The 26,008-nt window shown below is 50.4% G+C and carries 24 protein-coding genes and 1 pseudogene; 12 read left to right on the top strand and 13 right to left on the bottom strand.

Annotated elements, in window-relative coordinates:
- Positions 1 to 9 precede the first annotated feature (9 nt).
- Positions 10 to 396: a cupin domain-containing protein gene (locus tag AC0L73_RS14455; RefSeq protein ID WP_227953157.1), complete on the bottom strand. Its 387-nt coding sequence runs from the start codon at positions 394 to 396 to the stop codon at positions 10 to 12.
- 166 nt (positions 397 to 562) lie between these two features.
- Here AC0L73_RS14455 and AC0L73_RS14450 point away from each other — a divergent pair, with 166 nt between their 5' ends.
- Both AC0L73_RS14450 and AC0L73_RS14445 read left to right on the top strand, forming a co-directional pair.
- Positions 563 to 1,048 (top strand): response regulator, encoded by a 486-nt coding sequence (locus AC0L73_RS14450; protein ID WP_227953155.1) that lies wholly within the window; start codon positions 563 to 565, stop codon positions 1,046 to 1,048.
- A gap of 54 nt (positions 1,049 to 1,102) precedes the next feature.
- Positions 1,103 to 1,585 (top strand): Hpt domain-containing protein, encoded by a 483-nt coding sequence (locus tag AC0L73_RS14445; protein WP_227953153.1) that lies wholly within the window; start codon positions 1,103 to 1,105, stop codon positions 1,583 to 1,585.
- 18 nt (positions 1,586 to 1,603) lie between these two features.
- Here the strand turns inward: AC0L73_RS14445 and AC0L73_RS14440 are convergent, their stop codons facing one another.
- From AC0L73_RS14440 to AC0L73_RS14430, 3 genes are all read right to left on the bottom strand, one after another.
- Positions 1,604 to 3,508 carry a propionyl-CoA synthetase gene (locus AC0L73_RS14440; protein ID WP_473654039.1) on the bottom strand — a complete coding sequence of 635 codons (1,905 nt, stop codon included), beginning with the start codon at positions 3,506 to 3,508 and terminating at the stop codon, positions 1,604 to 1,606.
- A gap of 164 nt (positions 3,509 to 3,672) precedes the next feature.
- Complete coding sequence (locus tag AC0L73_RS14435; RefSeq protein ID WP_227953149.1) at positions 3,673 to 4,443, bottom strand: DUF1013 domain-containing protein; 771 nt, start codon at positions 4,441 to 4,443, stop codon at positions 3,673 to 3,675.
- Between the two features lie 90 nt (positions 4,444 to 4,533).
- Positions 4,534 to 5,532, bottom strand: coding sequence for an NAD(P)H-quinone oxidoreductase (locus tag AC0L73_RS14430; RefSeq protein WP_227953147.1), 999 nt, complete (start codon positions 5,530 to 5,532; stop codon positions 4,534 to 4,536).
- 108 nt (positions 5,533 to 5,640) lie between these two features.
- Here AC0L73_RS14430 and AC0L73_RS14425 point away from each other — a divergent pair, with 108 nt between their 5' ends.
- Positions 5,641 to 5,823 (top strand): DUF1192 domain-containing protein, encoded by a 183-nt coding sequence (locus tag AC0L73_RS14425; RefSeq protein WP_227953145.1) that lies wholly within the window; start codon positions 5,641 to 5,643, stop codon positions 5,821 to 5,823.
- Positions 5,824 to 6,217: 394 nt separating this feature from the next.
- On the opposite strand, the gene AC0L73_RS14420 is transcribed toward AC0L73_RS14425, so the two are convergent.
- The 3 genes from AC0L73_RS14420 to AC0L73_RS14410 form a co-directional block, all read right to left on the bottom strand.
- Positions 6,218 to 6,490: a hypothetical protein gene (locus tag AC0L73_RS14420; RefSeq protein ID WP_227953143.1), complete on the bottom strand. Its 273-nt coding sequence runs from the start codon at positions 6,488 to 6,490 to the stop codon at positions 6,218 to 6,220.
- An 88-nt stretch (positions 6,491 to 6,578) separates the two neighbouring features.
- A complete protein-coding gene (locus AC0L73_RS14415; RefSeq protein WP_227953141.1) occupies positions 6,579 to 8,204 on the bottom strand; it encodes an acyl-CoA synthetase in 1,626 nt (541 codons plus the stop codon).
- A 45-nt stretch (positions 8,205 to 8,249) separates the two neighbouring features.
- Complete coding sequence (locus AC0L73_RS14410) at positions 8,250 to 8,753, bottom strand: Lrp/AsnC family transcriptional regulator (RefSeq protein WP_227953139.1); 504 nt, start codon at positions 8,751 to 8,753, stop codon at positions 8,250 to 8,252.
- 278 nt (positions 8,754 to 9,031) lie between these two features.
- Here AC0L73_RS14410 and AC0L73_RS14405 point away from each other — a divergent pair, with 278 nt between their 5' ends.
- The 3 genes from AC0L73_RS14405 to AC0L73_RS14395 all read left to right on the top strand — a co-directional run bounded on the left by AC0L73_RS14405 (position 9,032) and on the right by AC0L73_RS14395 (position 11,928).
- Positions 9,032 to 9,892: a mitochondrial fission ELM1 family protein gene (locus AC0L73_RS14405; RefSeq protein WP_473655451.1), complete on the top strand. Its 861-nt coding sequence runs from the start codon at positions 9,032 to 9,034 to the stop codon at positions 9,890 to 9,892.
- Between the two features lie 122 nt (positions 9,893 to 10,014).
- On the top strand, positions 10,015 to 10,983 hold the full coding sequence (gene trxB, locus AC0L73_RS14400) for a thioredoxin-disulfide reductase (RefSeq protein WP_473654038.1): 969 nt from the start codon (positions 10,015 to 10,017) through the stop codon (positions 10,981 to 10,983).
- A gap of 54 nt (positions 10,984 to 11,037) precedes the next feature.
- Positions 11,038 to 11,928, top strand: a complete 891-nt coding sequence (locus AC0L73_RS14395) for a LysR family transcriptional regulator (protein ID WP_227953133.1) — start codon at positions 11,038 to 11,040, stop codon at positions 11,926 to 11,928.
- A gap of 766 nt (positions 11,929 to 12,694) precedes the next feature.
- On the opposite strand, the gene AC0L73_RS14390 is transcribed toward AC0L73_RS14395, so the two are convergent.
- The 5 genes from AC0L73_RS14390 to AC0L73_RS14370 all read right to left on the bottom strand — a co-directional run bounded on the left by AC0L73_RS14390 (position 12,695) and on the right by AC0L73_RS14370 (position 18,724).
- Complete coding sequence (locus AC0L73_RS14390) at positions 12,695 to 12,988, bottom strand: encapsulin-associated ferritin-like protein (protein WP_227953131.1); 294 nt, start codon at positions 12,986 to 12,988, stop codon at positions 12,695 to 12,697.
- A 130-nt stretch (positions 12,989 to 13,118) separates the two neighbouring features.
- The gene (gene msrP / locus AC0L73_RS14385; RefSeq protein WP_227953129.1) at positions 13,119 to 14,093 is read right to left on the bottom strand and encodes a protein-methionine-sulfoxide reductase catalytic subunit MsrP; all 975 of its coding nucleotides are present in this window, start codon (positions 14,091 to 14,093) and stop codon (positions 13,119 to 13,121) included.
- A 99-nt stretch (positions 14,094 to 14,192) separates the two neighbouring features.
- Positions 14,193 to 16,208, bottom strand: coding sequence for an elongation factor G (locus tag AC0L73_RS14380; protein ID WP_473654037.1), 2,016 nt, complete (start codon positions 16,206 to 16,208; stop codon positions 14,193 to 14,195).
- Positions 16,209 to 16,399: 191 nt separating this feature from the next.
- Complete coding sequence (locus AC0L73_RS14375) at positions 16,400 to 17,602, bottom strand: pyridoxal phosphate-dependent aminotransferase (RefSeq protein WP_473654036.1); 1,203 nt, start codon at positions 17,600 to 17,602, stop codon at positions 16,400 to 16,402.
- Between the two features lie 186 nt (positions 17,603 to 17,788).
- Positions 17,789 to 18,724 carry a transcriptional regulator GcvA gene (locus AC0L73_RS14370; RefSeq protein ID WP_227953123.1) on the bottom strand — a complete coding sequence of 312 codons (936 nt, stop codon included), beginning with the start codon at positions 18,722 to 18,724 and terminating at the stop codon, positions 17,789 to 17,791.
- 150 nt (positions 18,725 to 18,874) lie between these two features.
- On the opposite strand from AC0L73_RS14370, the gene AC0L73_RS14365 reads away from it, so the two are divergent.
- Both AC0L73_RS14365 and uvrB read left to right on the top strand, forming a co-directional pair.
- Entirely contained in the window at positions 18,875 to 19,105 is a 231-nt protein-coding gene (locus AC0L73_RS14365; RefSeq protein WP_227953121.1) for a DUF1127 domain-containing protein, read from the top strand.
- Between the two features lie 162 nt (positions 19,106 to 19,267).
- Complete coding sequence (gene uvrB, locus AC0L73_RS14360; RefSeq protein WP_473654035.1) at positions 19,268 to 21,442, top strand: excinuclease ABC subunit UvrB; 2,175 nt, start codon at positions 19,268 to 19,270, stop codon at positions 21,440 to 21,442.
- Here uvrB and modA read toward each other — a convergent pair.
- Positions 21,439 to 22,205: pseudogene (gene modA, locus AC0L73_RS14355) on the bottom strand (molybdate ABC transporter substrate-binding protein). The gene uvrB and the pseudogene modA overlap by 4 nt on opposite strands.
- Before the next feature lie 118 nt (positions 22,206 to 22,323).
- On the opposite strand from modA, the gene AC0L73_RS14350 reads away from it, so the two are divergent.
- From AC0L73_RS14350 to folB, 4 genes are all read left to right on the top strand, one after another.
- Positions 22,324 to 23,217, top strand: a complete 894-nt coding sequence (locus AC0L73_RS14350) for a TraB/GumN family protein (protein ID WP_473654034.1) — start codon at positions 22,324 to 22,326, stop codon at positions 23,215 to 23,217.
- 234 nt (positions 23,218 to 23,451) lie between these two features.
- The gene (locus AC0L73_RS14345) at positions 23,452 to 24,426 is read left to right on the top strand and encodes a calcium/sodium antiporter (RefSeq protein WP_227953115.1); all 975 of its coding nucleotides are present in this window, start codon (positions 23,452 to 23,454) and stop codon (positions 24,424 to 24,426) included.
- A gap of 26 nt (positions 24,427 to 24,452) precedes the next feature.
- Positions 24,453 to 25,211 (top strand): SDR family oxidoreductase, encoded by a 759-nt coding sequence (locus AC0L73_RS14340; RefSeq protein ID WP_473654033.1) that lies wholly within the window; start codon positions 24,453 to 24,455, stop codon positions 25,209 to 25,211.
- Positions 25,204 to 25,617, top strand: a complete 414-nt coding sequence (gene folB / locus AC0L73_RS14335) for a dihydroneopterin aldolase (protein WP_227953111.1) — start codon at positions 25,204 to 25,206, stop codon at positions 25,615 to 25,617. The genes AC0L73_RS14340 and folB overlap by 8 nt, the downstream gene beginning before the upstream one ends.
- The last annotated feature ends 391 nt before the right edge of the window (positions 25,618 to 26,008 follow it).

The raw sequence follows: 26,008 nt of genomic DNA, 5'->3' as shown, positions 1-26,008 counted from the left end.
AAAACGACATTAGCGTGGATCCTCTGCCGTGGAATGTTCTGTCGGCTGAGGCGTAGCGGTTAAAACCGTTACACCATCCGGCGCGTGAAATCGATGCCAGCAGCCCTTCGGGACTACCGTCATCATTCCTTCTTTCAGTTCAAGAATATTTTCCGTTTTCTCAGACAGGATAGTCAGGCGTGTCTCCCCTTTCAGGATGTGAACAAGTTCATCACCGCCATTATGTCGCTCCCACGGGCTGGTTCCGTCAAAGCTTCCCGTAAAAACAGCGCCATTGTTAAAGGGCGCGAGAGTGGCAAATGCTGCACGCGCCTCTTCTTCCGATGTATCGTGACTGCGGTTACGAAGCGGTGTTAATGTATTTAGGACAGCGTCAATATCTATGGTTTTTGGCATCCTCACCTCCCGTTCTAAGTATTTTATGAATTAGAATTACAGCATTTATTTGCTTTCACAGCCTTGCAAATGTTTAATGTCACCCTTTAATAAAAATTAGCAATTATTGATTAGTATCCCAAGCATGAACCATATTGAGACGGAAAATTAACCATAAGTTGAGCCAATGTCTATTCACTACAACTTCAGAAACCTCAATATTATCTTTGTCGATGACAATAAAAACATGCATCTGCTCATAAAAAGCATTTTGCTGGCTATGAATATCGTCAGTTCACGGGGATGCTATGACGCGAAAAGGTGCTTTGCTGAGATGCTGGAGGATCCACCGGATGTTGTCATAACAGACCTCTCACTAAATCCGGAAAATGGCCTGGATTTGATAAAGCGAATTCGGGCAGGCGAAAAAGGTGTCGATCGCTATACGCCGATCCTGGTATTGTCAGGCCAAACTAAGCTGGCGAACGTTATGGAGGCGAGAGATGCAGGCGCAACAGAGTTTCTTTCAAAGCCTGTATCCGTAGGCTCACTTCATGACCGGCTGGTTTGGATGATTGAAAATCCTCGTGCATTTATCAAGGCATCCGAATACATCGGTCCAGACCGAAGGCGGGCTATGCGCGGCTATGAGGGTATGGAAAGGCGGCAATGATATGACACAAGCGATGTCCACGGCATGGAAAAACTTCACATTGAGAGGCTCTCTATGACTAAAATTGTCAAGATGGAGGGATATGAAATTCACCATCCAAAGGCCACCTTAAAGAACAAGGTCGGGTCTTCGGGAGGAATATCGCTCAAGGAAATGGAAAAGCGCATGGCCAAGAAAATGGCCGGGCTCACTGAGGAGTTTCTTGCGAGCATCCCGGCAGTGATTGAAAGAATTGAGACGGCCTTGAGCAATCTTGAAGCAGGCAACGGCGGGGAGCCGGAGCAAACAATCATCTTTCGTCAAGGACATGACTTGAAAGGCATGGGAGGCTCCTTCGGTTACCCGATCATGGGGACAATCGGCGAAGGCATATGTGAACTGACAACCAGCGACTTCAAGTCTTCCGCCCTGACCCTGCCTCTCATCCGGATTCATCTGGACTTATTGACCTATGTCGCGGCGAAGCGGATCAAGGACGATAAGGATCCGAATGCCGAGCCGATCATTATCGCTCTGGCAAACGCCAAACCAAAATAACAATCCCTGCTCCCGCGCCTAACTTTCCGCCGGATACCCGGCTTTCGACAGAGCTTCTGTGATTTCCACCAGGACTTCTGGATCATCAATTGTCGCCGGCGCCTTATAATCTTCCCCATCGGCAATTTTTCGCATAACGCCACGAAGAATTTTTCCTGACCGGGTCTTGGGAAGTCTTTTTACAACAAGCGCAAGTTTAAAGGCCGCCACCGGTCCAATCTTTTCCCGCACAAGGGCAACCAGTTCTTTTTGAATTTCTTCCTCAGAACGATTTACGCCAGCGTTCAGAACAACGAAGCCCATCGGAATCTGCCCTTTAAGCTCGTCTTTAACCCCCATGACAGCACATTCTGCAACATCCCGGTGACCTGCGAGCACTTCTTCCATGCCGCCGGTAGAGAGACGATGCCCGGCGACATTGATAATGTCATCGGTGCGCGCCATGATGAACAGATAGCCGTCTTCATCAATATACCCGGCATCTCCCGTTTTATAATAACCCGGAATGTCTGCCATATAGGCCTGAACATATCCCTTATCATTCTGCCAAAGTGTCGGCAATGATCCGGGAGGTAGTGGCAACTTCACAGCAATTACACCGATTTCACCACGTTTCATTTCTGTAGTACCATCTTCTTCATTAATAATCCGGATGTCATAACCCGGAACCGGATAAGTTGGACTGCCAAGTTTTACAGGCTTCATGCCGTAGCCCATGCAGTTCGCGCCAATTGCCCAGCCGGTTTCCGTTTGCCACCAATGATCAATAACAGGCACTTTAAGTTGATCCTGCGCCCAGATGATCGTGTCAGGATCTGCACGCTCTCCAGCCAAAAACAAGGTCACAAATTTGCTGAGGTCATAATCTGGAATAAGTTTCCCTTCCGGGTCTTGCTGTCGAATGGCGCGAAACGCGGTCGGCGCCGTGAAAAGGGCCTTTACCTTATGATCCTCAATCACCCGCCAGAAGGTTCCCGCATCCGGTGTCCCAACAGGTTTCCCTTCAAACAAGATAGTCGTGCATCCGTGCAAGAGCGGCGCATAAACGATATAAGAATGACCGACAACCCATCCAACATCGGACGCTGCCCAGAAAACTTCTCCCGGTTCGATATCATACACATACTTCATGGACCAGCGAAGCGCGACAGCATGACCGCCATTGTCTCGAACAACACCCTTGGGCACCCCCGTCGTACCCGAAGTATAAAGAATATAGAGCGGGTCAGTCGCGGCAACGGGAACACAGGGCGTTGGTTCTGCATCGGCTTCCAGCACGCGCCAGTCATGATCGCGGCCTGCCTTCAATTCTGCCTCACATTCCGGGCGTCGCAAAATAATGCAATTGGCCGGTTTATGAGTGGACATATCAATCGCGTCATCAATCAAGGGTTTATAGGCGATCGTGCGGTTCGGCTCCAGTCCACATGAAGCCGCAATGATCGCAACGGGCTTGGCATCATCAATACGTGTCGCCAGTTCCTTAGGTGCAAATCCACCAAATACAACAGAATGTATCGCCCCTATCCTGGCACATGCCAGCATCGCAATTGCCGCCTCCGGTACCATTGGCATATAAATCAGAACCCGATCGCCCTTTGTTATGCCTAGACCCGCCAAAGCACCGGCAAAACGCGCAACTGTATCGGTTAGTTCCTGATATGTATATTTCCTGACCTGTCCCGTCATCGGGCTGTCGTAAATAAGAGCGTCCTGATCCCCTCTCCCATCTTCAACATGCCGATCCAGACAGTTGTAGCAGGTGTTCATCTCCGCACCTTCAAACCAGCGATAAAAGGGCGGGTTATCCGCGTTCAGTACGCGGTCCCAGGGCTTGCTCCAACTGATCTCCTGCGCGGCAGCCGCCCAGAAAGCTTCAGGATCATGCAAAGACACCTTGTAATCTTCTTCATAGCTGGCCATAGGTTGCCTCCCGAAATTTGTATTATTTGATTTTAGAAAAACAATTGTCTGGTCAGATTGTCAATAGATAGCAACGAGACAAAGCGCCGCATCCGAACCTGTAGATATCAAAAAAACCGCGAAAAAGTGAATTTCCGCGGTTTTTCTCTATTGCTAGCCGGTAATCAATCTTTGGAAGATGACTTAAACAAATCTTCAAAATTTTTGGCGGCATTTTTCTTATCGCCATCTTCGTCCTTTTTCTTCTCTGCCGCTTTCCCAAAGACAGCCTCAGCCTCAGCGCGCGGATCATAGGCTTCTTCTTTCTGAACCTGCTGCTTTTTCAATTCGTAAGGCGTAAGCGGAACAGCGGCAGCCTCGGCGGCAACGGCCGCAGCAACCTCTTCCATCAATTTGCCCCGATCTTCGTCCGTACGACGATGAGCAGATTTCTTAACGGCCTCATCCAGTTCGAGCTGGGTGCAGATACCGAGGCTGACAGGATCCCGCGGGCGGATATTCTGGGAATTCCAATGGGACCGGTCACGCACAGCATTAATTGTCGTTTTCGTTGTACCAACCAGCTTCGAAATCTGTGCATCCGTCAGCTCGGGATGGAACTTGATCAGCCATGTGATGGCATCCGGACGATCACCGCGACGCGAAACAGGTGTGTAGCGTCCTCCCCGCCGACGAGGCTGAGGCACATCGCCCGCAGGCTTGCTGATTTCAAGTCGGGCCGTTGTATCTTCCTGACAGCGGTCTATCTCTTCCTGAGTCAGTTGCCCGTTGGCAACCGGGTCAAGCCCGACAATACCCACAGCAACTTCGCCATCCGCAATTCCCTGAACTTCCAGCGAATGCAGGCCGCAAAAATCCGCAATCTGATTGAATGACAAGGATGTATTGTCAATGAGCCAAACAGCCGTCGCCTTTGGCAATAATGGCGTTACCATATAGTCTCCTTTTCGGTCCGATTACAGAATATTCGGGCCTGTATATAATTCTTGTATGTATATGGCGAAAAACAGCCCCAAAGTCCACACCTAAACCTTTAAAACGATTTTCCCGATATGGGAGGAATCATCTATCCGGCGATGAGCCGCAGCCGCCTCGTTCAAGGGAAAAGTACTATCCATTACCGGCTTCACTGTACCGGCGGACAGCAAAGGCCACACTTTCGCCTTTAGCCGCTCTCCAATCTCGGCTTTTGCCTGAACAGATTGCGGGCGCAGGGTTGATCCGGTGATCGTCAGCCGCTTCAGCATCATAGCCGCGAAATTTACCTTGACCTCTGCCCCGCCAAGAAAAGCGATATAGACAAGACGCCCCTCTACCGCAAGCGCTGAAATGTTGCGTTGAATATAATCCCCACCCACCATATCAAGAACAAGATCAACGCCCTTACCGTCTGTGAGTTCCTTGACGACGGAGACGAAATCTTCAGTTTTATAGTTGATCCCGCGCTCCGCACCGAGCTTTTCCACCGCGCGGCATTTTTCATCTGTCGATGCCGTTGTGAACACGCGCGCGCCGAATGCTTTAGCGAGCTGGATCGCTGTCGTGCCAATACCGCTCGCGCCGCCATGCACCAGAAAAGTCTCACCGCCCGTCAAATGTCCGCGATCGAACACATTTGTCCAAACAGTGAAGAAGGTTTCCGGGATGGCCGCAGCCTCAACCAGATCAAATCCCTTTGGGATATCCAGGCATTGCGCTTCCGGCGCAACGCAATACTCCGCATAGCCGCCACCGGCGACCAGCGCACAGAGTTGATCTCCCACTTTATATTTTGTAACACCCGCGCCTGCCGCCACAACAGTTCCGGAAACTTCGAGGCCGGGAATATCAGACGCACCCGGAGGCGGCGCATATCCTCCCTTACGCTGCAACACATCCGGCCGGTTTACTCCAGCAGCAGCAACCTTGATCAGCACTTCATCATGAGCGGGCGATGGCACTGGGCGACTTGCAGGCACCAATCCTTCCGGTCCGCCAAACTCCTTGATTTCGATGGCTGTCATTGTCTCGGGTAGAGTTGTCATTTTATTCTCCGGGTTATTTTGAGCAGTTCCGCGCAAAATTGCAGACTGTCATGGAACGATTCATTATTCTTATCAGAATTGCAGCCTAGCATATTGAGGAATATGACGATGACAAGTGATGATGACGGCAAACCCGCCCTTGGACAAAAACCGGTCAATTTCGATAGCATGTCGATAGATGACCTTCATGACTACATTGCCGCTCTGACGGAGGAAATCGAGAAGACAAAAAAGGTCATTGCCAAAAAGGAAGCTGCCCTGAACGCGGCGGACGGATTCTTCAAAAGCTAGCGGTTATAGCACCGCGCATGATTCTCCAATAAGGAGAATCACAACTAAAATCTGAAGAAAAAACCTAAATATATATATTCGTTAATTGTAATTTAATAATTGATGGTTAGGTTGAATGCTGTAGCCCGATTTGGGCTGCAGAAGGTTGGAATCCCTATTCCAGTCTTCATGACGCCTCCCTGTTGACTTGAGCCGCCTATTTATGGGCGGCTCTTTTTTTGGCCAACGACACATAAGAGTTTCATAAAATTGTAACATAGCCTCTTGACTCTTAAGCGGTTTCAGAGTTTTAATCTCGCCCATCAGAAGCAAGTCTGACAGGTTGAGGCATAAAAAAAGAGGGGGCGCCAGATATGGCAGCCCCCTCAATTAATTCTGATGCTATTCCAAAATCTTACAGATGACCAATACGGGGCGGGCCACCTTTTGACGCTTGGCTAGGCCCGAATGCTTTATCAAGTATGCTGGTACTGTCTTCTGCCAGCAATACCGCATCCGTCAAAAGATTAAGGATCCGCATATTATTGGCCAATACGGCTTTTGCCTCTGCCCGCGGATCATCCGTGATCAGCGCACAGCGGTCCAGTATGTCCTTTCGGATCATAGAAAGTACATCCTCAAGCTTTTTGCCCTCTGGATTTTCTTCTGTTACCAAATAATGGCTCAATTTCGTGCCCTCCTAAACAAGAACTGGCGACCAATATGGCCTATTCTTGGTTAATTTTTTGATAATCGAACCACGGTAAATAAAACGATCAGATATTCTTGGCCCGTTCCCGGAGAACAAATTTCTGCACCTTTCCCGTGGACGTTTTCGGGAGTTCCTCAAAGATAACTGTTTTTGGACATTTGAAATGGGCCATATTCTCACGGCAAAACTGGATGATTTCCTTCTCGGATGCCGTTTTTCCCTCACGTAAGGTAATAAAGGCGCAGGGCGTTTCCCCCCATTTATCATCGGGACGAGCAACCACAGCAGCTTCCAGCACCGCCGGGTGCTTATAGAGCACGCCTTCGACTTCAATGGTGGATATATTCTCGCCGCCTGAAATGATAATATCCTTCGATCGATCTCGGAGTTCCAGATAGCCGTCTTCATGAATCACACCGAGGTCACCGGAATGGAACCAGCCATCCTTAAAGGAGGCCTGTGTAGTTTTCGGGTTCTTTAAATAGCCCTTCATGATCAAATTACCACGCAGCATCACCTCGCCCATTGTGGCGCCGTCATGCGGCACAGGCGTCATGGTCTCCGGGTCCATCACATCAAGATCAGCCAGCGCGTGATAGCGTACGCCCTGACGCGCCTTAAGCGCCGCCCGATCCTCCACTGATTTTTCGTTCCAGTCCGAATTCCAGTCGCACAGAACAGAGGGGCCATAAGTTTCTGTCAGCCCATACACATGTGTAACATCAAATCCCATGTCATCCATTTCTGCGAGCACTGTTGCCGGGGGCGGTGCCGCCGCGACCATGAACTTCACGCCCGACGGCGCCTTCGCCTTATCTTCATCCGATGCGTTGATCAGCATTGAAAGAATAATCGGCGCGCCGCACATATGATCAACTTTGTTGCGCTGCATCTCGGAATAAATTGCGCTTGCTTCAATTTTACGCAAGCAAACATGAGTGCCGCCAACAGCCGTCAATGTCCAGGGAAAGCACCAGCCATTGCAATGAAACATGGGAAGTGTCCAAAGATACACCGGATGCTTCGGCAAGCTCCAGGACACCGCATTTCCCATGGCCGAGAGATAAGCACCGCGATGATGATAGACTACCCCCTTGGGATCACCGGTTGTTCCAGACGTGTAATTAAGAGAAATGGCCTGCCATTCGTCCGCTGGCCCCTGCCAGTCAAATTCTGGATCGCCTGTCGCAAGGAAGGCCTCATACTCCATATCGCCGATCAATTCGCCGCTTTCAGCGAGAGAATCATCTATATCAATAACGATTGGCTGGGATTTAGTCAGCGTTAAGGCTTCCTTGATCAGGGGAGAAAATTCCCGATCCGTCAGCAACATCTTACACTCTGCATGATCAAGGATGAAGGCAAGCGCCTCAGCGTCAAGGCGGGTATTTAGCGTATTGAGAACGGCCCCAGTCATGGGCACACCGTAGTGGGCCTCCAACACGGACGGGATATTCGGGGCCATCATCGACACCGTGTCCCCCTCTCCAATGCCATGTTTAGTAATTGCACTTGCGAGCCTGCGCGCGCGCGCATAAAATTCCCTGTAGCTATAGGTTAGGTCACCATGCACAATCGCGGTCTTATCAGGGTAAACGTCCGCAGACCGGGACAAAAATGTCAGCGGTGACAGAGGCTCATAATTTGCGCGATTGCTATCGAGATCAGCTTGATATGGATTTTTAGTCAAAAGAGTCTCCCAATCTTTTTCTAAAAACAGTGCGTTTTGATATTTCTAGTCTTTTTCGATGTCTTCCCGGCCACCCCCGAGTTCAACCGGCACGCCAGGCAGGAATTTCGACACCCGGATGCCAAGCGACGTCTTCACATGCTCTACATTCGGTGCGCCAGTTAATTCATGGGTCAGGAAATGCTGATATGTATCCCAGTCCTTCGCCACAACTTTTAGAATAAAGTCGTTTTCGCCGGCCAGCATGTAGCATTCACGAACCAGCGGCCAGCTCTTGACCAGAGTTTCAAACGCAGAAAGATCAGTTTCCGCCTGACTTTGCAAGCCGACCAGTGCGAAAACGGTAACTCCAAACCCAAGATGTTCCGAGTTCAGTTGCGCATGATATCCCTCAATATATCCGGCCTCTTCGAGGGCCCGAACCCGCCGGAGACAGGGAGGGGCGGAAATTCCGGCGTTTTTTGCCAGTTCTACATTGGTGATGCGCCCGTTTTCCTGCAAATCATGCAGAATGCGGCGATCGATTTCGTCCAGCTTTACGCGTTGCATTTATGTCCTCCGACTATCTGTTACGCGCAATATTATTACAAAGATTGCGCGACGCCAAGCTATAGAAGCAGGGACTATGCCAAAAGGGTAAGAAAATTACTTAAAACGGAGCCAAAACACTTGACCCGCGTAAGATACAGGGCTTATGCCAGAAAAATGAGTGCAAACAGCAAAATTAGTCAGGCATCCTGCTGGGTGGTCACCGACGGCAGCGCAGGAATGGAAATCCAATGCATTGGTCTTGCTGAGGCCTTAAGGCTTGATTTTAAAGTAAAAAAATCCGGACAACAAAACCATGGCGCTGGCTGCCGCCGCATCTATGGATCAACCCGCTCAAATCCCTCGATAAACGAGGGGATCTGCTGGAGCCCCCATGGCCCGATGTCCTGATTAGCTGCGGTCGCCAGTCAATCCCGCTCAATCTGGCAATAAAAAAGGCAAACGGCGATAAAACATTCACAATCCATATTCAAACACCCAATTGCGATGCGGGGAGTTTCGATCTGGTCATTGTGCCGGAGCATGACAAACTACGCGGCGAGAATGTGCTGGTCTGTCTCGGGGCGCTTGGCCGAATAACCCCAGAAAAACTGCGGGAAGCCGGAGAGAAATTTGCACCTCAGGTGGCACATCTCAATTCTCCGCTTGTTGCCGTCCTCGTAGGCGGAAGCAATGGTTGCTATGATATGACCGAAGAGGTGATGCGTGATCTCGCGCAGAAGCTGGAAGCGTTACATGAAGATACGGGTTGCAACTATCTCGTGACGACGTCCCGGCGAACGGGCTCTGAAAATGAAGCGATCCTGAAGTCGGCTCTCAAAGGAGTGCCGCATCAGTTATGGACTGGTGAGGGCGAGAATCCATATTTCGGCTATCTCGCGCTTGCAGACGCTCTCATTGTCACAGGCGATTCTGTCAATATGGTCTGCGAAGCATGCTCAATGGGAAAACCGGTGCATATTTTCGAGCTGCCGGGTGGCAACGCCAAGTTCAACCATTTTCACCAAAGCATGCGTGAAAAAGGATATACGCGCCCCTTTTTGGGTAAGCTGGAGCGTTGGGAGTACCCGCCCCTCCTTGAAACCCAGAAGATCGCGCATGAAGTCGAGAAAATCCTGAAGAAACGCTTTTCAGAATAATCACCCGGCTAATATCTTTGGCATGGCGAGCAAAGTTGCGGCTTACTCTTGCATGGCCTCCCCGCAAGATATAAATAATCCTGTACCCTAGATATCAGAGCGATTTTGCCCCGGAGTTCGACATGGCGGAAATTCATCATACGGATGTTCTTATTATTGGCTCCGGCCCAGCCGGTGATACAGCTGCGATTTACGCAGCCCGCGCCTCCCTTGACCCGATTCTAGTTCATGGTATCCAACCCGGCGGCCAGCTCACAATCACAACAGATGTGGAGAACTATCCAGGCTTCGCGGACCCTATACAAGGCCCTTGGTTGATGGAGCAGATGGAAGCGCAGGCCCGCAACGTCGGTACGCGCATTTTCAACGACTATATTGTCGATCTGGATGTCAACCAACGACCGTTTGTCGCAACGGCGGATTCGGGCACTAAATTTATCGCCCAATCAGTTGTCGTCGCAACAGGTGCCGCTGCGAAATGGCTCGGATTGCCGACAGAGCAAAAATACATGGGTTTTGGCGTTTCCGCCTGCGCGACCTGCGACGGCTTTTTCTATCGTGGCAAGGACGTCATGGTCATCGGCGGCGGCAATACAGCGGTGGAAGAGGCGATCTACCTCACCAACCATGCCGACAAGGTAACGCTGGTTCATCGCCGGGATGAGCTGCGCGCGGAGAAAATTCTCGTCGAACGGTTAAAGAAAAATCCAAAGATCGAGATTATCTGGGATCACACCTTGGATGAAATTCTGGGAGCGGAGGATCCGTTTGGCGTCACCGGCGCGCGGCTTCGCAATACCAAGACTGGCGAAACGCAAGATGTTTCCGTCCATGGCGTCTTTATTGCTATCGGCCATTCGCCCAATACGGAAATGTTTAAAGGCAAGCTCGATATGGATGACGAAGGCTATTTGATCACAGCCCCCGATTCCACCGCGACAAATATTCCCGGTATCTTCGCCTGTGGCGATGTCCAGGACAAGATATACCGTCAGGCCGTTACCGCCGCAGGAACCGGTTGCATGGCGGCACTGGAAGCCGAGAAATTTATTGCGGAAAATGAAAGCACCTCGGCAGAAGCCGCCGAATAGGGAGATCGCAAGGCAATCTGACGGATAATCCGGGATGTCACCGCGAGCAGCGATATGGATTGGGACAAATTACGCATATTCCATGCAGTAGCTGAAGCTGGCAGCTTTACGCGCGCTGGCGAGACCCTGCATCTTAGCCAATCCGCCGTCAGCCGTCAGGTCAGCGCCCTTGAAGAAAGCCTGCAGGTCGCCCTGTTCCACAGGCACGCCCGCGGCCTCCTCCTCACAGAACAGGGGGAATTGCTATTCCAGACGGCCCATGAAGTGTTCGCGAAACTCGCCATGACGGAAGCGCAGTTGATGGACGCGCATGAAAAACCGTCAGGGGAGCTAAGAGTAACGGCAACGGTCGGGCTTGGCGCCAATTGGCTGACGCCCCGCATACGGGAGTTCATCGAGCTTTACCCGGAAATTACCGTCAACCTTATCCTAGCCGATCGCGAGCTCGACCTAGGCATGCGGGAAGCCGATATTGCCATCCGGTTGCGCGCGCCCGTGCAGCCTGACCTTATCCAGCGTAAATTGATGACGGTTAATCATCATGTATATGCTTCTCCGAGTTATCTGAAGAAGCATGGCACCCCGACCCGTTTGGAAGACATCCTTGAAAGCAATCTTATTACCTATGGCGATGAAGCGCCTACCAATATCGCGAACTTGAATTGGCTGCTGAAGGACCTGATCAAGGCCGGTCGCACGAAAGAACCGGTTTTCAAGGTCAATAATGTCTATGGGTTGCTTCTTGCCGTACAAAGCGGCCTGGGCATCGCCAGCCTGCCCGACTACATCGTTGATGGACATACCAATATCATCCGTATTCTGCCTGAACTAGGTGGTCCGACCTTCGATACCTATTATGTTTATCCGGAAGAATTGAGAAAATCCAAGAGAGTGACCATTTTTCGCGATTTTCTCATTCAGAAGATCAAAGAGTACGCATTTTAGCGAACCTCCGGCAAAGCTATGCGGGTCACGCATAGTAGCGTTGACGAGATTGATCTTTTCTAACTCTCCCAAATTTAATAGAAAGACCGCAGACGATGTTGCGACGCAATATTTGTCTTCATGAAGGTGATGAACCTGAGTGATTTTGCAAAAATCTCCTCCCAGTTTTTTGCAATACTATGTCTTCTTGACATATACCTCCCTGTTAGACTTGCCGGCCATTTATTTGGCCGGCATTTTTTTCCAATGAAACTGCGCCTAAAAGCGCTGTATATAAATTGATCTGATTTGGTGGTGGTTTTTAAGGTATGCGTTTTTTGCATAGGTGCACTGCAATATTATCGGTGGAAACCGGGGTCAATAATGGCTACTTATAATGCATGAATGTTGCATTGCAGCATTTACTAATATCAGCTCCCTGCTGATATCGATTGCATGTATTCCTCCCAATCACATGTAATCTGTATTGCCGAAAGGCAATACCTCCCTGTTAGACTAAGCCGGCCTCTTCATTGAGGCCGGTCTTTTTTTGCAACAGATTTGAAAAACTTACCCTATATCTAGTTTTCCTTATTCACATTGGCGGGCAAAATCCAATATAATGAATAAGTGATATTGAAATATATATCATTTAGGCGCTGGATTTTCCAGGAAGGGGCGAGAGGTTTCCTCCCTGTCCGACTTGTTCCTTTGCATCTTTTATCAAGATGCGCCTCCTGTCAGACTTGCCGGCCATTCATATGGCCGGCATTTTTTTCGTCGAAGCTTAATCGTGATGATGTCCGATGGGGCCTTCTTTAAAGAGAGAGTCTTTCAACTCCTTGTCCATAATTGGATCTCTTCGGCGAATCCATTCCAGCACCATCGCAGCATGTTCCTTTTCTTCATCACGGTTATGGGCGAGAATCTTCTTCAACTCCTCATCCTTGCACGCATCAACACGCTGATTATACCAATCAACAGCTTCAAGTTCCTCCATCAAGGAGACGATAGCCCTGTGCATATCCCGTGTTTCATCAGAAAGTTCCTCGACTGACTCGTGGTATCCTTCGCTGGCCATGTAGCATTGCCCTCCTCGGCGTTTATTCGAATTATTCCAGTTTAACTATTCCACATTGATAGCAGAATCAGCGGCTTTCGCAAACCGCCGAGAGTGGAATTTTCCCTGAAATCAACAAAGGCATGAAGAATCACATAAAGAGGCGCTCGCCCTTCATGTCCTTGTAGATATCGGCAACATATTCGCCATAGCCGTTATACAGGAGGGTCGGAATTTTCTCACCCGTGCCGATGTCCCGCTCTTGCGCCTGAGACCAGCGCGGATGAGACACCTCGGGATTAATATTCGCCCAGAAACCATACTCATTCTTAATTAGTTTTTCCCAAAAAGTTACAGGTCGTTCATCGGTAAAGGAGATGCGGTTGATAGATTTGACCTGCTTAAAGCCATATTTCCACGGTGCTGCGAGCCGTAAGGGAGAGCCATTTTGCTTCGGCAAAGGTTTCCCGTAGAGGCCTGTCACCATGAAGGTGAGATCATTCATTGCCTCTTCAATTGTCAGACCATCCGTATAGGGCCACGGATACCAGAACTGGCGTTGCCCCGGGGCAACTGATTTATCCTCAAAGGTTTGCATAACGACATATTTTGCCCCGGACGACGGCGCCGCCAATTTGACAAGCTCTTTCATCGGAAAGCCGCTCCAGGGAACGACCATAGACCAAGCCTCCACGCAGCGGTGCCGGTAGAGCCGTTCTTCAATGGGCATTTTCGCGAGCAGCTCATCAATATCAATTTCCATCTCTTTTTCGACCATGCCATCTATCTTGACAGTCCAGGGGCGGATATTAAGCGCCTGGGCAGCCTCATAGATTTCCTTGTGAGAGCCGAATTCATAGAAATTATTATAGGTCGTCACAATTTTTTCCGGGGTCAGTTCCCGAGTTACTTTATACTGGTCATTCCGTGGAACCGGATAGAGATCCGCGCTCGGATCGGCGCCATCTGCGGCAAAAGCCTTCCCAATCGCAATGTTTGAGCCTATGGAGGCGATCAATCCAGCACCAGCCATGCCTTTAAGAATAGATCGCCGGTTCAAGTAAGCGTCTTCTGGCGTCGCTTTGGATTCTAGGAGTTCCCAGCCTTTTGGGATTTTAATCAACACGCGCCCAATTCCTTCCGTTATTTACAGATTACAGTAATAATCGGGCGTTGCGGCTTCAACCACAAGTCAACTGTCCGTGAGCTCTTTCCAGACTATGTGTTAGTTCCGGTTTTGGAGTACTTTATCCGCGTTCTGTCCGGTCAGCTCCTGCAAGTGATCAAACTCACTGCGATAGGTTCCAACCCCAAGTGTGGCAGAGCGTAAGTCGACGATCAGGTCATGCACTTCAGATTCCGGGATCATGGCGATAAGAGCGTCCCAGCCCTCCCATCCGTCGCGCGCATCAAAGCCAAGAATCTGCCCTCGCCGACTACTGACGATGCTATTGACCTTTGATGTATATTCCGACGGCATCGAGAGTTCCACCTTGTAAATAGGTTCGAGCAGAACCGGATCGCACTTCGGCATCCCCTCACTCATGGCAATCCTGGCAGCGGAGCGGAACGAATTCTCTGAGCTGTCGACCGAATGGAACTGCCCATCAAACAGGGTAACGGCAACATCAACAACCGGGAACCCGAGCGGCCCTTCGGTGAGATATTCTTTCACACCATGCTCGACAGCCGGGATATACTGCCGAGGGACCGATCCCCCGACAATTTTCTCATTGAAATTAAATCCTGATCCCCGCGGCAATGGCTTGATTTCGATTTGCACATCGCCGAACTGTCCATGGCCACCGCTTTGCTTTTTGTAGCGCGCATGCTGCTTTGCCGTTTTCCGGATGGCCTCTTTATAGGCCACCTTCGGGCGACGTGACTTAACGCTAAGGCTATATTTATTACGCAGCCGATCAATAGCGACGTTGAGATGGATTTCCCCTTGTCCCAGAAGAAGCAATTCCTGTGTCTCCTGCTTATGCTCAACCCTCAGAGATGGGTCCTCCTCAAGGATTTTACTGAGCGCCGCAGAAAGCTTAACTTCATCGTCGCGTTTTTCCGGCACCAGCGCGATACTATAGACGGGCTCCAGAATAGCATCTGTCGGTGAGTTAATTGTTTTATCCGCCATCAATACATCGCCGGTTTGAGCAGCTTCAAGGCGCCCAAAAGCGACAATCTCGCCCGCCTTAGCACTATCCAGTTTATCAGATTTTCCACCTTGCAGCCGAAAGAGACCCCCAATCCGGCCCACATCAAAGCTGTCGCCGTCCTTGACATGTCCAGTCCAGATACGGGCAAGAGAGAGCTTGCCGCCTTGTGCTGACATATAGGTCTTGAGTATTTGGGCAACAGCCTCTTCTGAGCTGGCGTCATATCCGGCGCGGGCCGCGGCAATAGAAGCTTCCGGCACTTCATGGCGCAAGGCTTTCAGGAGACGCCGCACACCATTTTCATTCTCCGCTGAGCCGAGAAATACCGGTGTTACCAACCCGTCGCGAAGATCATTCTGCAACAGCGAATATATTTCCTCCCGCTCAGGCTCGATATCCTCAAGCAATTCTTCCATTAAATGATCATCAAAATCCGCAAGTTTTTCGAGCATCTCAAAGCGCGAAGTTCCCTCTTCTTCCGCCATTTCTGGCGGCAAATCTATAATGCGCGATGCGTCGCCCTCCTTATAGACATAAGCCCGTTCGGAGGCGAGATCGACATAACCGGTGATTATGCTATCCCTGAAAATTGGAACCTGACGCAGGACAAGAGCGCGATCGGACACCGCCTGAAGTGATTTAAAGAGATCATGCACTGAGCCGTAAGCCTTATCTATCTTATTCACGAAAATAAATGTCGGCAGCCCTTTCTCTTGTAAACTTTTTAGCAATGGCGACAGAGTCAGCACGCGGTCACTTTCCGGCTCACACACCACCACGGCGGCATCTACCCCGGCAAGCGCATTCTCTGTTTCCTGAAAAAATTCGATAGAACCGGGGCAATCCAGAATTGTAAACTCGTCGCCAAGATATTTGGCATGGGCGGCGTTTACTTCTACGCTCATTTGCCGCTCCCGCGCTTCCTTGGAACTGTCACCGCATGATGTCCCTGCCGTAACGCTGCCCTTCCTGTCCGTTTCGTTGCAGATATGCAGGATGGCTTCCAGAAGAGTAGTTTTCCCGCTTGAATAGGGGCCTACCAGCGCGATGCTGCGAGGCCCCGTTGGTTTGTCTACGACCATGACGCGCCTCCCCAGTTAGTTAGATAATTCTAATGTTCCTCCTCCATCTCCAATGGTGCAAGAGAAATTTTGTCGGGACGCCGGGAGCGCGCAGAATTGTGGGACCGCCGATCTATTTTTCTTCCCTTTGCAGAAGCCATAAAAAAAGGCGGCCGAATCACCGACCGCCTTTCCAGAAATAATTCTGTTGATTAGCTCAGGCTGGAACAGAAACGCTGAATTCGTTCACAGGCTTCTGTCAGGGCCTCCGTTGACGTCGCATAGGAAACGCGGAAATGCGGCGACAGACCAAACGCCTCTCCATGCACCACGGCCACGCCTTCCGTCTCAAGAAGCGCAGATACGAAGTCAAAGTCATTCTCGATCACTTTGCCATCCGGCGTTTTCTTGCCAATGCACCCCTCGCAGGACGGGTAAACATAAAACGCCCCTTCCGGCATCGGGCAGCTCAGGCCTTTGGCCTGGTTGAGCATACTAACCACCAGATCACGCCGCTCTTCAAAAACCTTCGCCCGCTCATCTATAAAATCCTGCGGTCCATTGAGTGCCTCCACAGCCGCATACTGGCTGATAGAGCAAGGGTTTGAAGTGCTTTGCGACTGCACTTTTGCCATTGCCTTGATCAGTTCAACCGGCCCCGCACCATAACCAATACGCCAGCCCGTCATCGCATAAGATTTCGAGACGCCATTCATGGTCAACGTCCGGCCATAAAGCTTAGGCTCTACTTCCGCCGGCGTCGCAAATTTAAAGTCGCCATAGACGAGATGCTCATACATATCATCCGTCAGGATCCAAACCTGCGGATGACGCAGCAACACATCGGTCAGCGCCTTCAACTCATCGTGGCTATACCCCGCGCCAGACGGGTTGGAGGGAGAGTTGAAAATCAGCCATTTGGTTTTTGGCGTGATGGCCGCTTCCAGATCGGCTGGCTGCATCTTGAAACCGGTTGCGGCAGTCGTTGGAACAAACACCGGCTCTCCACCGCCCAGCAGCACCATGTCCGGATAGGACACCCAATAGGGCGCAGGGATCAATACTTCATCGCCCGGGTTCAACGTGGCAACCAAAGCGTTGTAAATTATCTGCTTGCCCCCGGTACCGACCGTAACCTGTGAGGGTTCGTAATCAAGGCCATTGTCACGCTTGAATTTCTCGCAAATTGCCTTTTTCAGCTCCGGAATTCCATCCACAGCCGTGTATTTCGTCTTGCCCTCGTTTATAGCGCGAATTGCCGCTTCCTTGATATTGTCAGGCGTATCGAAATCCGGCTCTCCGGCGCCAAGACCGATCACGTCGCGGCCGGCTGCTTTCAGTTCAGCTGCTTTGGTGGTCACGGCAATAGTAACAGAGGGTTTAATGCGTCCCAGGCTTTCCGCAATAATAGACATAATTCCAATCTCTTTCGGCTAGGGTAAATTCAAGGCGCAGTACGCACCCACAAGCAATTGGTCTATAGCGCTTATTCCGCGTCGAGACCACCCGCTTTTTAATAGCTAAGGCTAATTAATCAATAAACCAGGGACAGCAATCAGTCAGCTTTCGTATCGTTTATAAACCTCGAACCTAATCGCTTCTTATCTGGAAGGTTCAATCGACTGATCGGTACGGGATTTAAACCGCCCGGAACTGACTGAAGCCTCCTCCAGAATCCAGTTTCGAAAAGCAACAATTCTGGGGCGATCCGCCATTTCTTCGGGACTCACGAGATAATAAGCATGATGCGCCTGCAATGGCTGGGTATCGAAAGGTTGTATCAGCCTGCCTTCCATCAGGTCATCCGCGGCGAGCGTACTTCGGCCCAGTGCTACTCCCTGCCCCTCCATCGCAGCAGTGAGCAGCATGGAACTATCGTTAAAACTTGGTCCTTTTTTCGGATCCACATCCATTACCCCGGCCATGGTCAGCCATGCCTGCCAGTCAATCCGCATATCGTCATGCAGCAACGTATGATATTTAAGATCTGCCGGCGTATGCAAAGGGTGTTTTCCTTCAAGAAGGCTCGGACTGCAAACAGGAAACATCACGTCCTCTGTCAGGAGTTTGTCGACACGCAAGCCCGGATAATTGCCATGCCCATACCGGATAACCACATCAACATCCTCCCGGTTGAAATCGGTGAGATGATCTGACGCCGAAAGTCGCACGTCAATATCTGGATGTTCATCCCGAAACCGACTGAGACGTGGCAACAGCCAACGCGCCGCGAAGGATGGCAAAGTGTCGACATGCAGTGCGCCGGATACGTCCTCCTGCATGATTTTTTCGGTTGCCGATCCAATTATCTCCAGACCATTGCGGATATTAACCACATAGTTCTGCCCTTCATTTGTCAGGATAACCGCCCGGTTCAATCGCTTGAACAAAGAAACACCGAGCCATTCTTCCAATGCCTTAACTTGATGGCTGACGGCAGCAGGAGTTACAAATAATTCTTCCGCCGCTTTAGAAAAACTTAAATGCCGCGCGGCAGCCTCAAAACTGCGAAGTGACTTTAAAGGGGGAAGACGCATAACCGGTTTCCATTTCAGATTAGAAAAACTAATTCATTCTATTAGAATTTGTCGTTTGCAATCAAGCCAGAAAATTGACAAATATACGCCATCAGAACAACCGGAGAGGCCCGCAAGCTGGCTGCTCCATGTAAGAGAAGGAGTAGGAAAATGGCAACGAAATCATACGTAAATGGCGGAAACATGCATCTTGCACCTGCCAATGGACTTGTTAGCAGCAACGGGATCATGGGTTCCATCGCCTCAACAATTCTGCAATGGCAGGAACGGGTGTCCATGCGGTACCAGCTTGCCGATCTGGACAAACAATATTTGACCGACATGGGGCTTTCCGCCTCAGAAGTGAAAGCCGAAACTGGCAAAACTTTCTGGCAGTCATAAGTCTTTCAAGCCGCCGCCCGGAACTGTCCCCTTCCCCCTGTCCAAGGACGTCCGGGTGGCACCCTTAAATCACAATATTGCTCGCAACCATCAATCATCAAATTTCCTAAACTTACTCAGATATAGTTGGAAATTTCAAGGCAGGCACCCTATAACCAATCTATGCAGATTGAGAACAAAAATGAAACATCCGGATTGGAAGACGCCTCGGCGCCGTTCATTCCCCATCGCCCTCTCCGGCCCGAAAAATCTGAAGGCGGCATCGCATTTGAAGTTGTTTCGGAATATGAACCCGCTGGCGACCAGCCAGAGGCAATAAAAGACCTTGTCGCGGGCATAAAACAGCATGAAAAAGATCAGGTTCTTCTGGGCGTAACTGGCTCCGGAAAAACCTTCACGATGGCCAAGGTCATTGAGGAAATGCAACGCCCCACCCTCATTCTCGCTCATAACAAAACGCTCGCCGCGCAGCTCTATGGCGAGATGAAAGCGTTCTTCCCCAACAACGCCGTTGAGTATTTTGTCTCTTATTATGACTATTATCAGCCCGAGGCCTATGTTGCCCGGACAGATACTTATATTGAAAAAGACGCCTCGGTGAATGAGCAAATCGATCGTCTTCGCCATTCCGCCACACGCGCCCTTCTTGAACGGGACGATGTGATCATCGTCGCCTCGGTCTCCTGTATTTACGGTATTGGTTCTGTTGAAACCTATAGCGAGATGACCCTGGATCTGAAAGTCGGCAAGGAGTTTGACCGCCAGAACCTTCTCCGTCAGCTGGTGGAAATTCAGTACCGTCGCAATGATGCGAGTTTTACGCGTGGCACTTTCCGCGTACGCGGCGACACCGTTGAGATTTTTCCGGCCCATTTGGAGGATCGCGCCTGGCGCCTCTCGCTTTTCGGCAATGAGCTGGAAAGTATTACGGAGTTTGACCCCCTGACGGGGGAGAAAGCGGGAAGCCTTTCCGAAGTGCGCATTTACGCAAACAGCCATTACGTGACGCCAAAACCAACATTAAAGCAGGCGCAGGAGAAAATTAAGCAGGAGCTTAAATCCCGCCTTGTAGAGTTTGAGGCACAGAACAAGCTGCTTGAAGCGCAACGCCTTGAACAGCGGACCATGTTTGACCTTGAAATGATGGAGGCGACGGGCGCTTGCGCCGGGATCGAGAATTACTCTCGCTATCTTTCCGGCCGCGGTGCGGGGCAACCACCGCCAACCTTGTTTGAATATCTACCAGACAACGCCATGCTGATGGTTGACGAGAGCCATGTTACCGTCAGCCAGATCGGTGCGATGTATAAAGGTGACTTCCGCCGTAAATCAACGCTTTCCGACTATGGCTTCCGCCTGCCATCCTGCATGGATAACCGACCACTCAAGTTCGAGGAATGGGAGGCCATGCGTCCGCAGACGGTTTTTGTTTCTGCAACGCCCGGCCCGTGGGAACTCGAACGAACAGGCGGCGCGTTCGTAGAGCAGGTTATTCGTCCCACCGGCCTGACCGATCCGGACTGCATTATCCGCCCTGTCGATCAACAGGTGGACGACCTGATGCGCGAATGTAAACTCTGCGCAGCAAAGGGGGAGCGCGTACTCGTCACGACACTGACCAAGAAAATGGCGGAAGACCTGACCGAGTATTTTCATGAGAACGGGATTAAGGTTCGGTATCTCCATTCAGACATTGATACGTTGGAACGCATAGAAATTATCCGCGACCTCCGATTAGGCACTTTTGATGTTCTGGTGGGTATCAACCTTCTTCGCGAAGGTCTGGACATCCCCGAATGTGCGCTTGTCGCTATTCTCGATGCAGATAAGGAAGGTTTCCTGCGATCCTCCACCTCATTAATCCAGACAATTGGCCGTGCGGCACGAAATGTGGATGGCCGCGTCATCCTCTATGCGGATAAGATTACCAAAAGCATGCAGTTCGCGCTGGACGAGACCAAACGGCGCAAGGATAAGCAGGAGGCGTTCAACGCAGAACATGGCATTACCCCCGTATCTATTCGAAAGAATATTGGCGACGTCATGCAGAGCGTCTATGAGCAAGATCATTATAACGTCAGTCTGGGTCTCGAAGACGCGAGTCATATGATCGGGCATAATCTTGAAGCCCATATCGAAGACCTTGAGAAGAAAATGCGCACAGCTGCCGGAGATTTGGAATTTGAGGAAGCAGCGCGCCTTCGCGATGAGATCAAAAAGTTGCAAGATCGTGAGCTTGGCATCGGCGGTCCGAATACTGGCCGACCGCAAGGCCGTTCAAGCAAAGGAAGGTCAGGTAGCGGCCATGTGCTTGGCGGCCGGTCCCGTAACGGCTAATTCTCTAGCACGAGGAAGCCATGCCGCCGGAGAATTTCCTGCCCCTCTGCTGATCGCACAAATTTATAAAATAGATCAGTTGAATGGCCGTCATTCCCCTTGATCTTTGCCATTGCATAAGAGATTGCCGGATGGGAACTACGCGGAAATATGGCGGCGAGTTGAATATTTCTGGCAAGCCGCATATCCGTTTCATAGATGATGGCGAACGGTGCTTCCCCTCTTTCCACAAGGGCCAGAACCGCCCGGACATTTGGCAGCATCACCAGATTACCCTCAATCTTCTTCCACAGCCCAAGTGATTCAAGCGCTGCCTTCGCATAAGTGCCCGCAGGCACATGTGCAGGATTGCCGATAGCCAACCGTCCGGACCCGAGAATGGCCGGAAAGTTCTCAAATTTGAAAGGATCGGGAAGCATGGCCTCATTTGGGGCCACGAGGATTAGGTTATTGGACGCAATTGTTATCAGACTCCCTTCTCGATCAGTGCTGCCTGTTCGAGATAGTCCATCCAAGACAAATTCGCGGAAATGAATATATCTGCCGGCGCGCCTTCCTTGATCTGACGCGCAAGAGTTCCACTTCCGGCGAAGGAGGCAATCACTGGGAATCCAGTTCGCTTTTCGAAGACAGAACCAAGCGCTGAAACAGCCTCAGATGTACTGGCTGCTGCGAAGACAACGACATCCTCTTCCGATGCATGCGCCGTCGAAATAAATAGGTTTAGGAGCAATAGTGACGCCAATATCTGCCTCAAAAGCATCTGACGAGATTTATAAGCCATCATCACTTCGCCCCTTTTCCGGCTACTACATGAAATTATAGAACTTTGTGCTAGTCTAGGATTTATCTGGCGTATTCGCAATCGACGAGGCTTATCAATGACGATGCTAGCGAGGGCATTCTTTACCTCTATTTTTCTGTCCCTGCTTATGGGCCTTTCATCTCCTGCTCTCGCCGAGCCGCTTCCGCCGGAGAATTGCATTGATCGACCTTTCGACGAAGGGCGGCTCTGGAAGCTCTCGCGGGAAGGCGTGCCGCCGAGCTATATTTTTGGCACCATGCATTCACGGGATCCGCGCATTCTATACCTTCCCGGCGTCGTCATGCAGGTTTTCATCGCGTCCAGCACGGCGGTTTTCGAAACTTCCCTGAAGGATGACGAGCTTGCCCGTAATCAGCAGCGGTTACTCCTCCGCCCTGGGGAAAGCCTGCGAGAGAAAATTGGCGCTGAGCGGTTTGATAGCCTTGCCAAACTTGTTACGCCCTACGGCATGTCGCCCGCGACGCTCGACCGGATCAAGGTCTGGGCAGCTGCAACGATTATAAGTCAGCCGCTGCCCGCGAGCGGAAAAACAGGTCGTTCCTTAACCCTGCTCGACAAGGAGCTGGAGAAATCAGCCAGAATAGCCGGAAAACGCGTGGTCGCCCTCGAAAGTAATAAGGAACAATTGGACATTTTTGACACCATGTCGCCAACCGTGCAACTTGAATATCTGGATCAGGCGATGGCCGAACATTCCGAGCTTGATGAAGAACTCGAGAAAATAACAAGCTATTATCTTTCCGGCAATACTGGCTGGATTGCCTGCGATCTTGAGGAAACCCTTGCAGGCGTGAGTTCAGCACTCAATAAAATCATGACAGCGGACCTTATCTATATACGGAACCATCGCATGGTGGACCGGATGCTTCCTGAACTTGCCCGCGGAAATGTATTTGTTGGAGTAGGCGCTCTTCACCTTCCGGGGGACGAGGGAATTCTCTCTTCTTGAAGAAAAGGGGTATGTAATCGAGCGAAAATACTGACGTTACGCTCCCGAATATCCCGCAATACCACTGCCGTATCCTCTCCTAAAAGCAACGGTCTACCTTAAATGACGCGAAATTAGTGCCTTTTGCTCTTTTACTGGTACCTAGCCATGTCTATATAACAACCAATCGTCTTCTTGGAACAGTGGTGACTGGATGAGTGTAACGGGAAATCAGTCCCGGGGTGTATGCCCTTTATGATGTACCTACAAGTAGCTGCTGGTCTGGTAATTCTTCTGGTTTGCGGTGAACTCCTCGTCCGGGGCTCGGTTGCCCTTGCCGAGCAATTAGGCGTGTCCAAACTGGTTATTGGATTTACGATAATCGCCTTTGGTACCTCGGCGCCAGAACTGGTGGTATGTATACAGGCCGCACTAGATGGTGCCCCGGGGATAGCTTTCGGTAATGTGATTGGTAGCAATATTGCCAATATTTTGCTGGTCATAGGTGTCCCTGCTCTGATTTATCCGCTTGTCTGCGACACACGCTCCGCACTGCGCGACTGCCTCATCATGGTTTCCGGCTCCATCCTCTTCATGGTTTTGGCTTGGAATGGGACGATCCAAATCTGGCAAGGCGCTCTGCTAGTTGCATTCCTTGCCGCTGTCGTGCTCCGGTCCTACTATCGCGCCCGAAAAGAAGGGGACGAAGGTGCGGAAGAGGCCTTGGAGGAGTATGAGCAGAATATGCCGAAAAATCTCTTCATCAGCATATTCTTCGTTCTGATGGGCCTGCTCGGCCTGGTACTTGGCGCCCATTTGCTTGTGCAGGGCGCAGAAACCATCGCGCGGATCGCTGGTGTTTCTGATGAAATCATCGGCTTGACGCTCGTCGCACTCGGAACCTCCCTCCCTGAACTCGCCACATCTATTATCGCCGCATTTCGCCGCCATGGGGATGTTGCGATCGGGAATGTGCTCGGCTCCAACCTGTTCAATATCACGGGTATTATTGGCGCAACCGCAATTGTCGAACCAATGCAAGCCCCCCTGCAGGTCTTACATTTCGATCTCTGGATCATGCTCTTTGTCTCACTCCTCATGATACCGATTTTTATTTCTAAAAGGCCCATCGGCAGGATTCTGGGCGGAGCCTTTTGTGTTGCTTATGTCGCCTATGTCGCTGCACAGTTTTATGGTATGTCTGGCGTCTATGCTGCACCGGTGCATTAATAAAATAAAATCGGAACATCGCGTGAATGCCAAATAATGTCCTCATTACAGGAGCAGGCCAACGTATCGGCCGCGCCATTGCCAAAGCCTTTGCCAATAATGGATGGGGCATTGCGCTGCACTATCATCAATCAACATCGCAGGCCGAAGCCTTAAAAGATGATCTTACTGCATCGGGCGTACCAGTCGCATTGATCCAAGCCGATCTGTCGGACGCCGTGGAGGTCGCAAAAATTATTCAAGCGGCAACTGATGCCCTTGGTCCGCTCAACTGCCTTGTGAACAATGCCGCCGTATTCGAAATGGATACAATTTCCGATGTGACCGCGGAGAGCTTCCATAAGCATCTCGACACCAACCTTCTGGCGCCGATGCTACTCACTCAAGGGTTTGCCAGGCAGGTCCCTAAGGGACTGCAGGGTAATATTATCAATATTGCTGATCAGCGGGTTTTTAACCTGCGACCGGAGTTTATGTCCTACACATTGAGCAAAACAGGACTCTGGACATTGACGCAAACAACCGCAATGGCCCTTGCCCCTCATATCCGGGTCAATGCCATTGGCCCCGGACCGACGTTGGCCAATACAAGACAGACGGCGGCGCAATTCAAACAGCAGCAAAAATCAGTTCCCTTAGGGTACGGCCCTACACCTGAGGAAATTGCTGGCGCGGTCCAGTTTATCCTGACCGCGAAATCCATGACAGGTGAGTTTGTTTCACTTGATGGTGGCCAGCATCTACCAACATATCAAAGCGAGGCGAAAGAAGGTGTGCATGAATAAGTCGACGACCGCCAATGTTCTTTATCCTGGGCAAATGACCCGACCGACCTCATCACATAAGGTTTTCATCAACGATCTTATGGTGGACATGCTGATCGGTGTTTACGCACATGAAAAATCCACGCCACAGCCCGTTCGCTTCAACATTGAGATGACGGTCGATGATTCTCTTTCCCCTCTCGCCGATAACTACAAGAATGTCGTTTGCTACGAGACGATCTCGAATCACATCACCAATATGGCCAAAAGCGAGCATGTTAACCTCGTCGAAACGCTCGCCGAGAAAGCCGCCGCTATCTGCCTCGACAATGATAGAGTTAGCCTCGTGACGGTGAAAGTTGAGAAACTGAATGCCATCAAAAACACCACAAGTGTTGGCGTTGAAATTATTCGCGGAAAGTCTTAAGTCCGCCGAAGAAAACACAAAAATCGTAAAATTTAACGAAATCTCGGCAATAGTTGTGCACATTCCGGCGGAAAGCCTTCAGTTCACTTGCGCCACCCTAAAAAAATTACAATTTTCCAGCAGCCTCTGGCTTGACTTTTAAATATGATATATAATTCAAATGGTTACAAAATTGCCTAAAAATTAAGCAGAGTCGTCAAAGGCTAGGTTTACCATGACTTGTAGCGGCATGTCAGAGGCTTATTCACAAAGTTTTCCACAGATTTCGTGGATAGTGTAAAAAAACTGTAACAACTAAAATTGGAGGCAATTTTTTTGATCTCTAATGTCTCTTACGAATAAGGGAGTTAGAGTGTTTTACTGAAAATCGTTTTAAGTCCACCTACTAAAC

The organism is Sneathiella sp. D3-11, from assembly GCF_055809395.1.
This window is presented reverse-complemented; position numbering and strand designations above follow the sequence as displayed.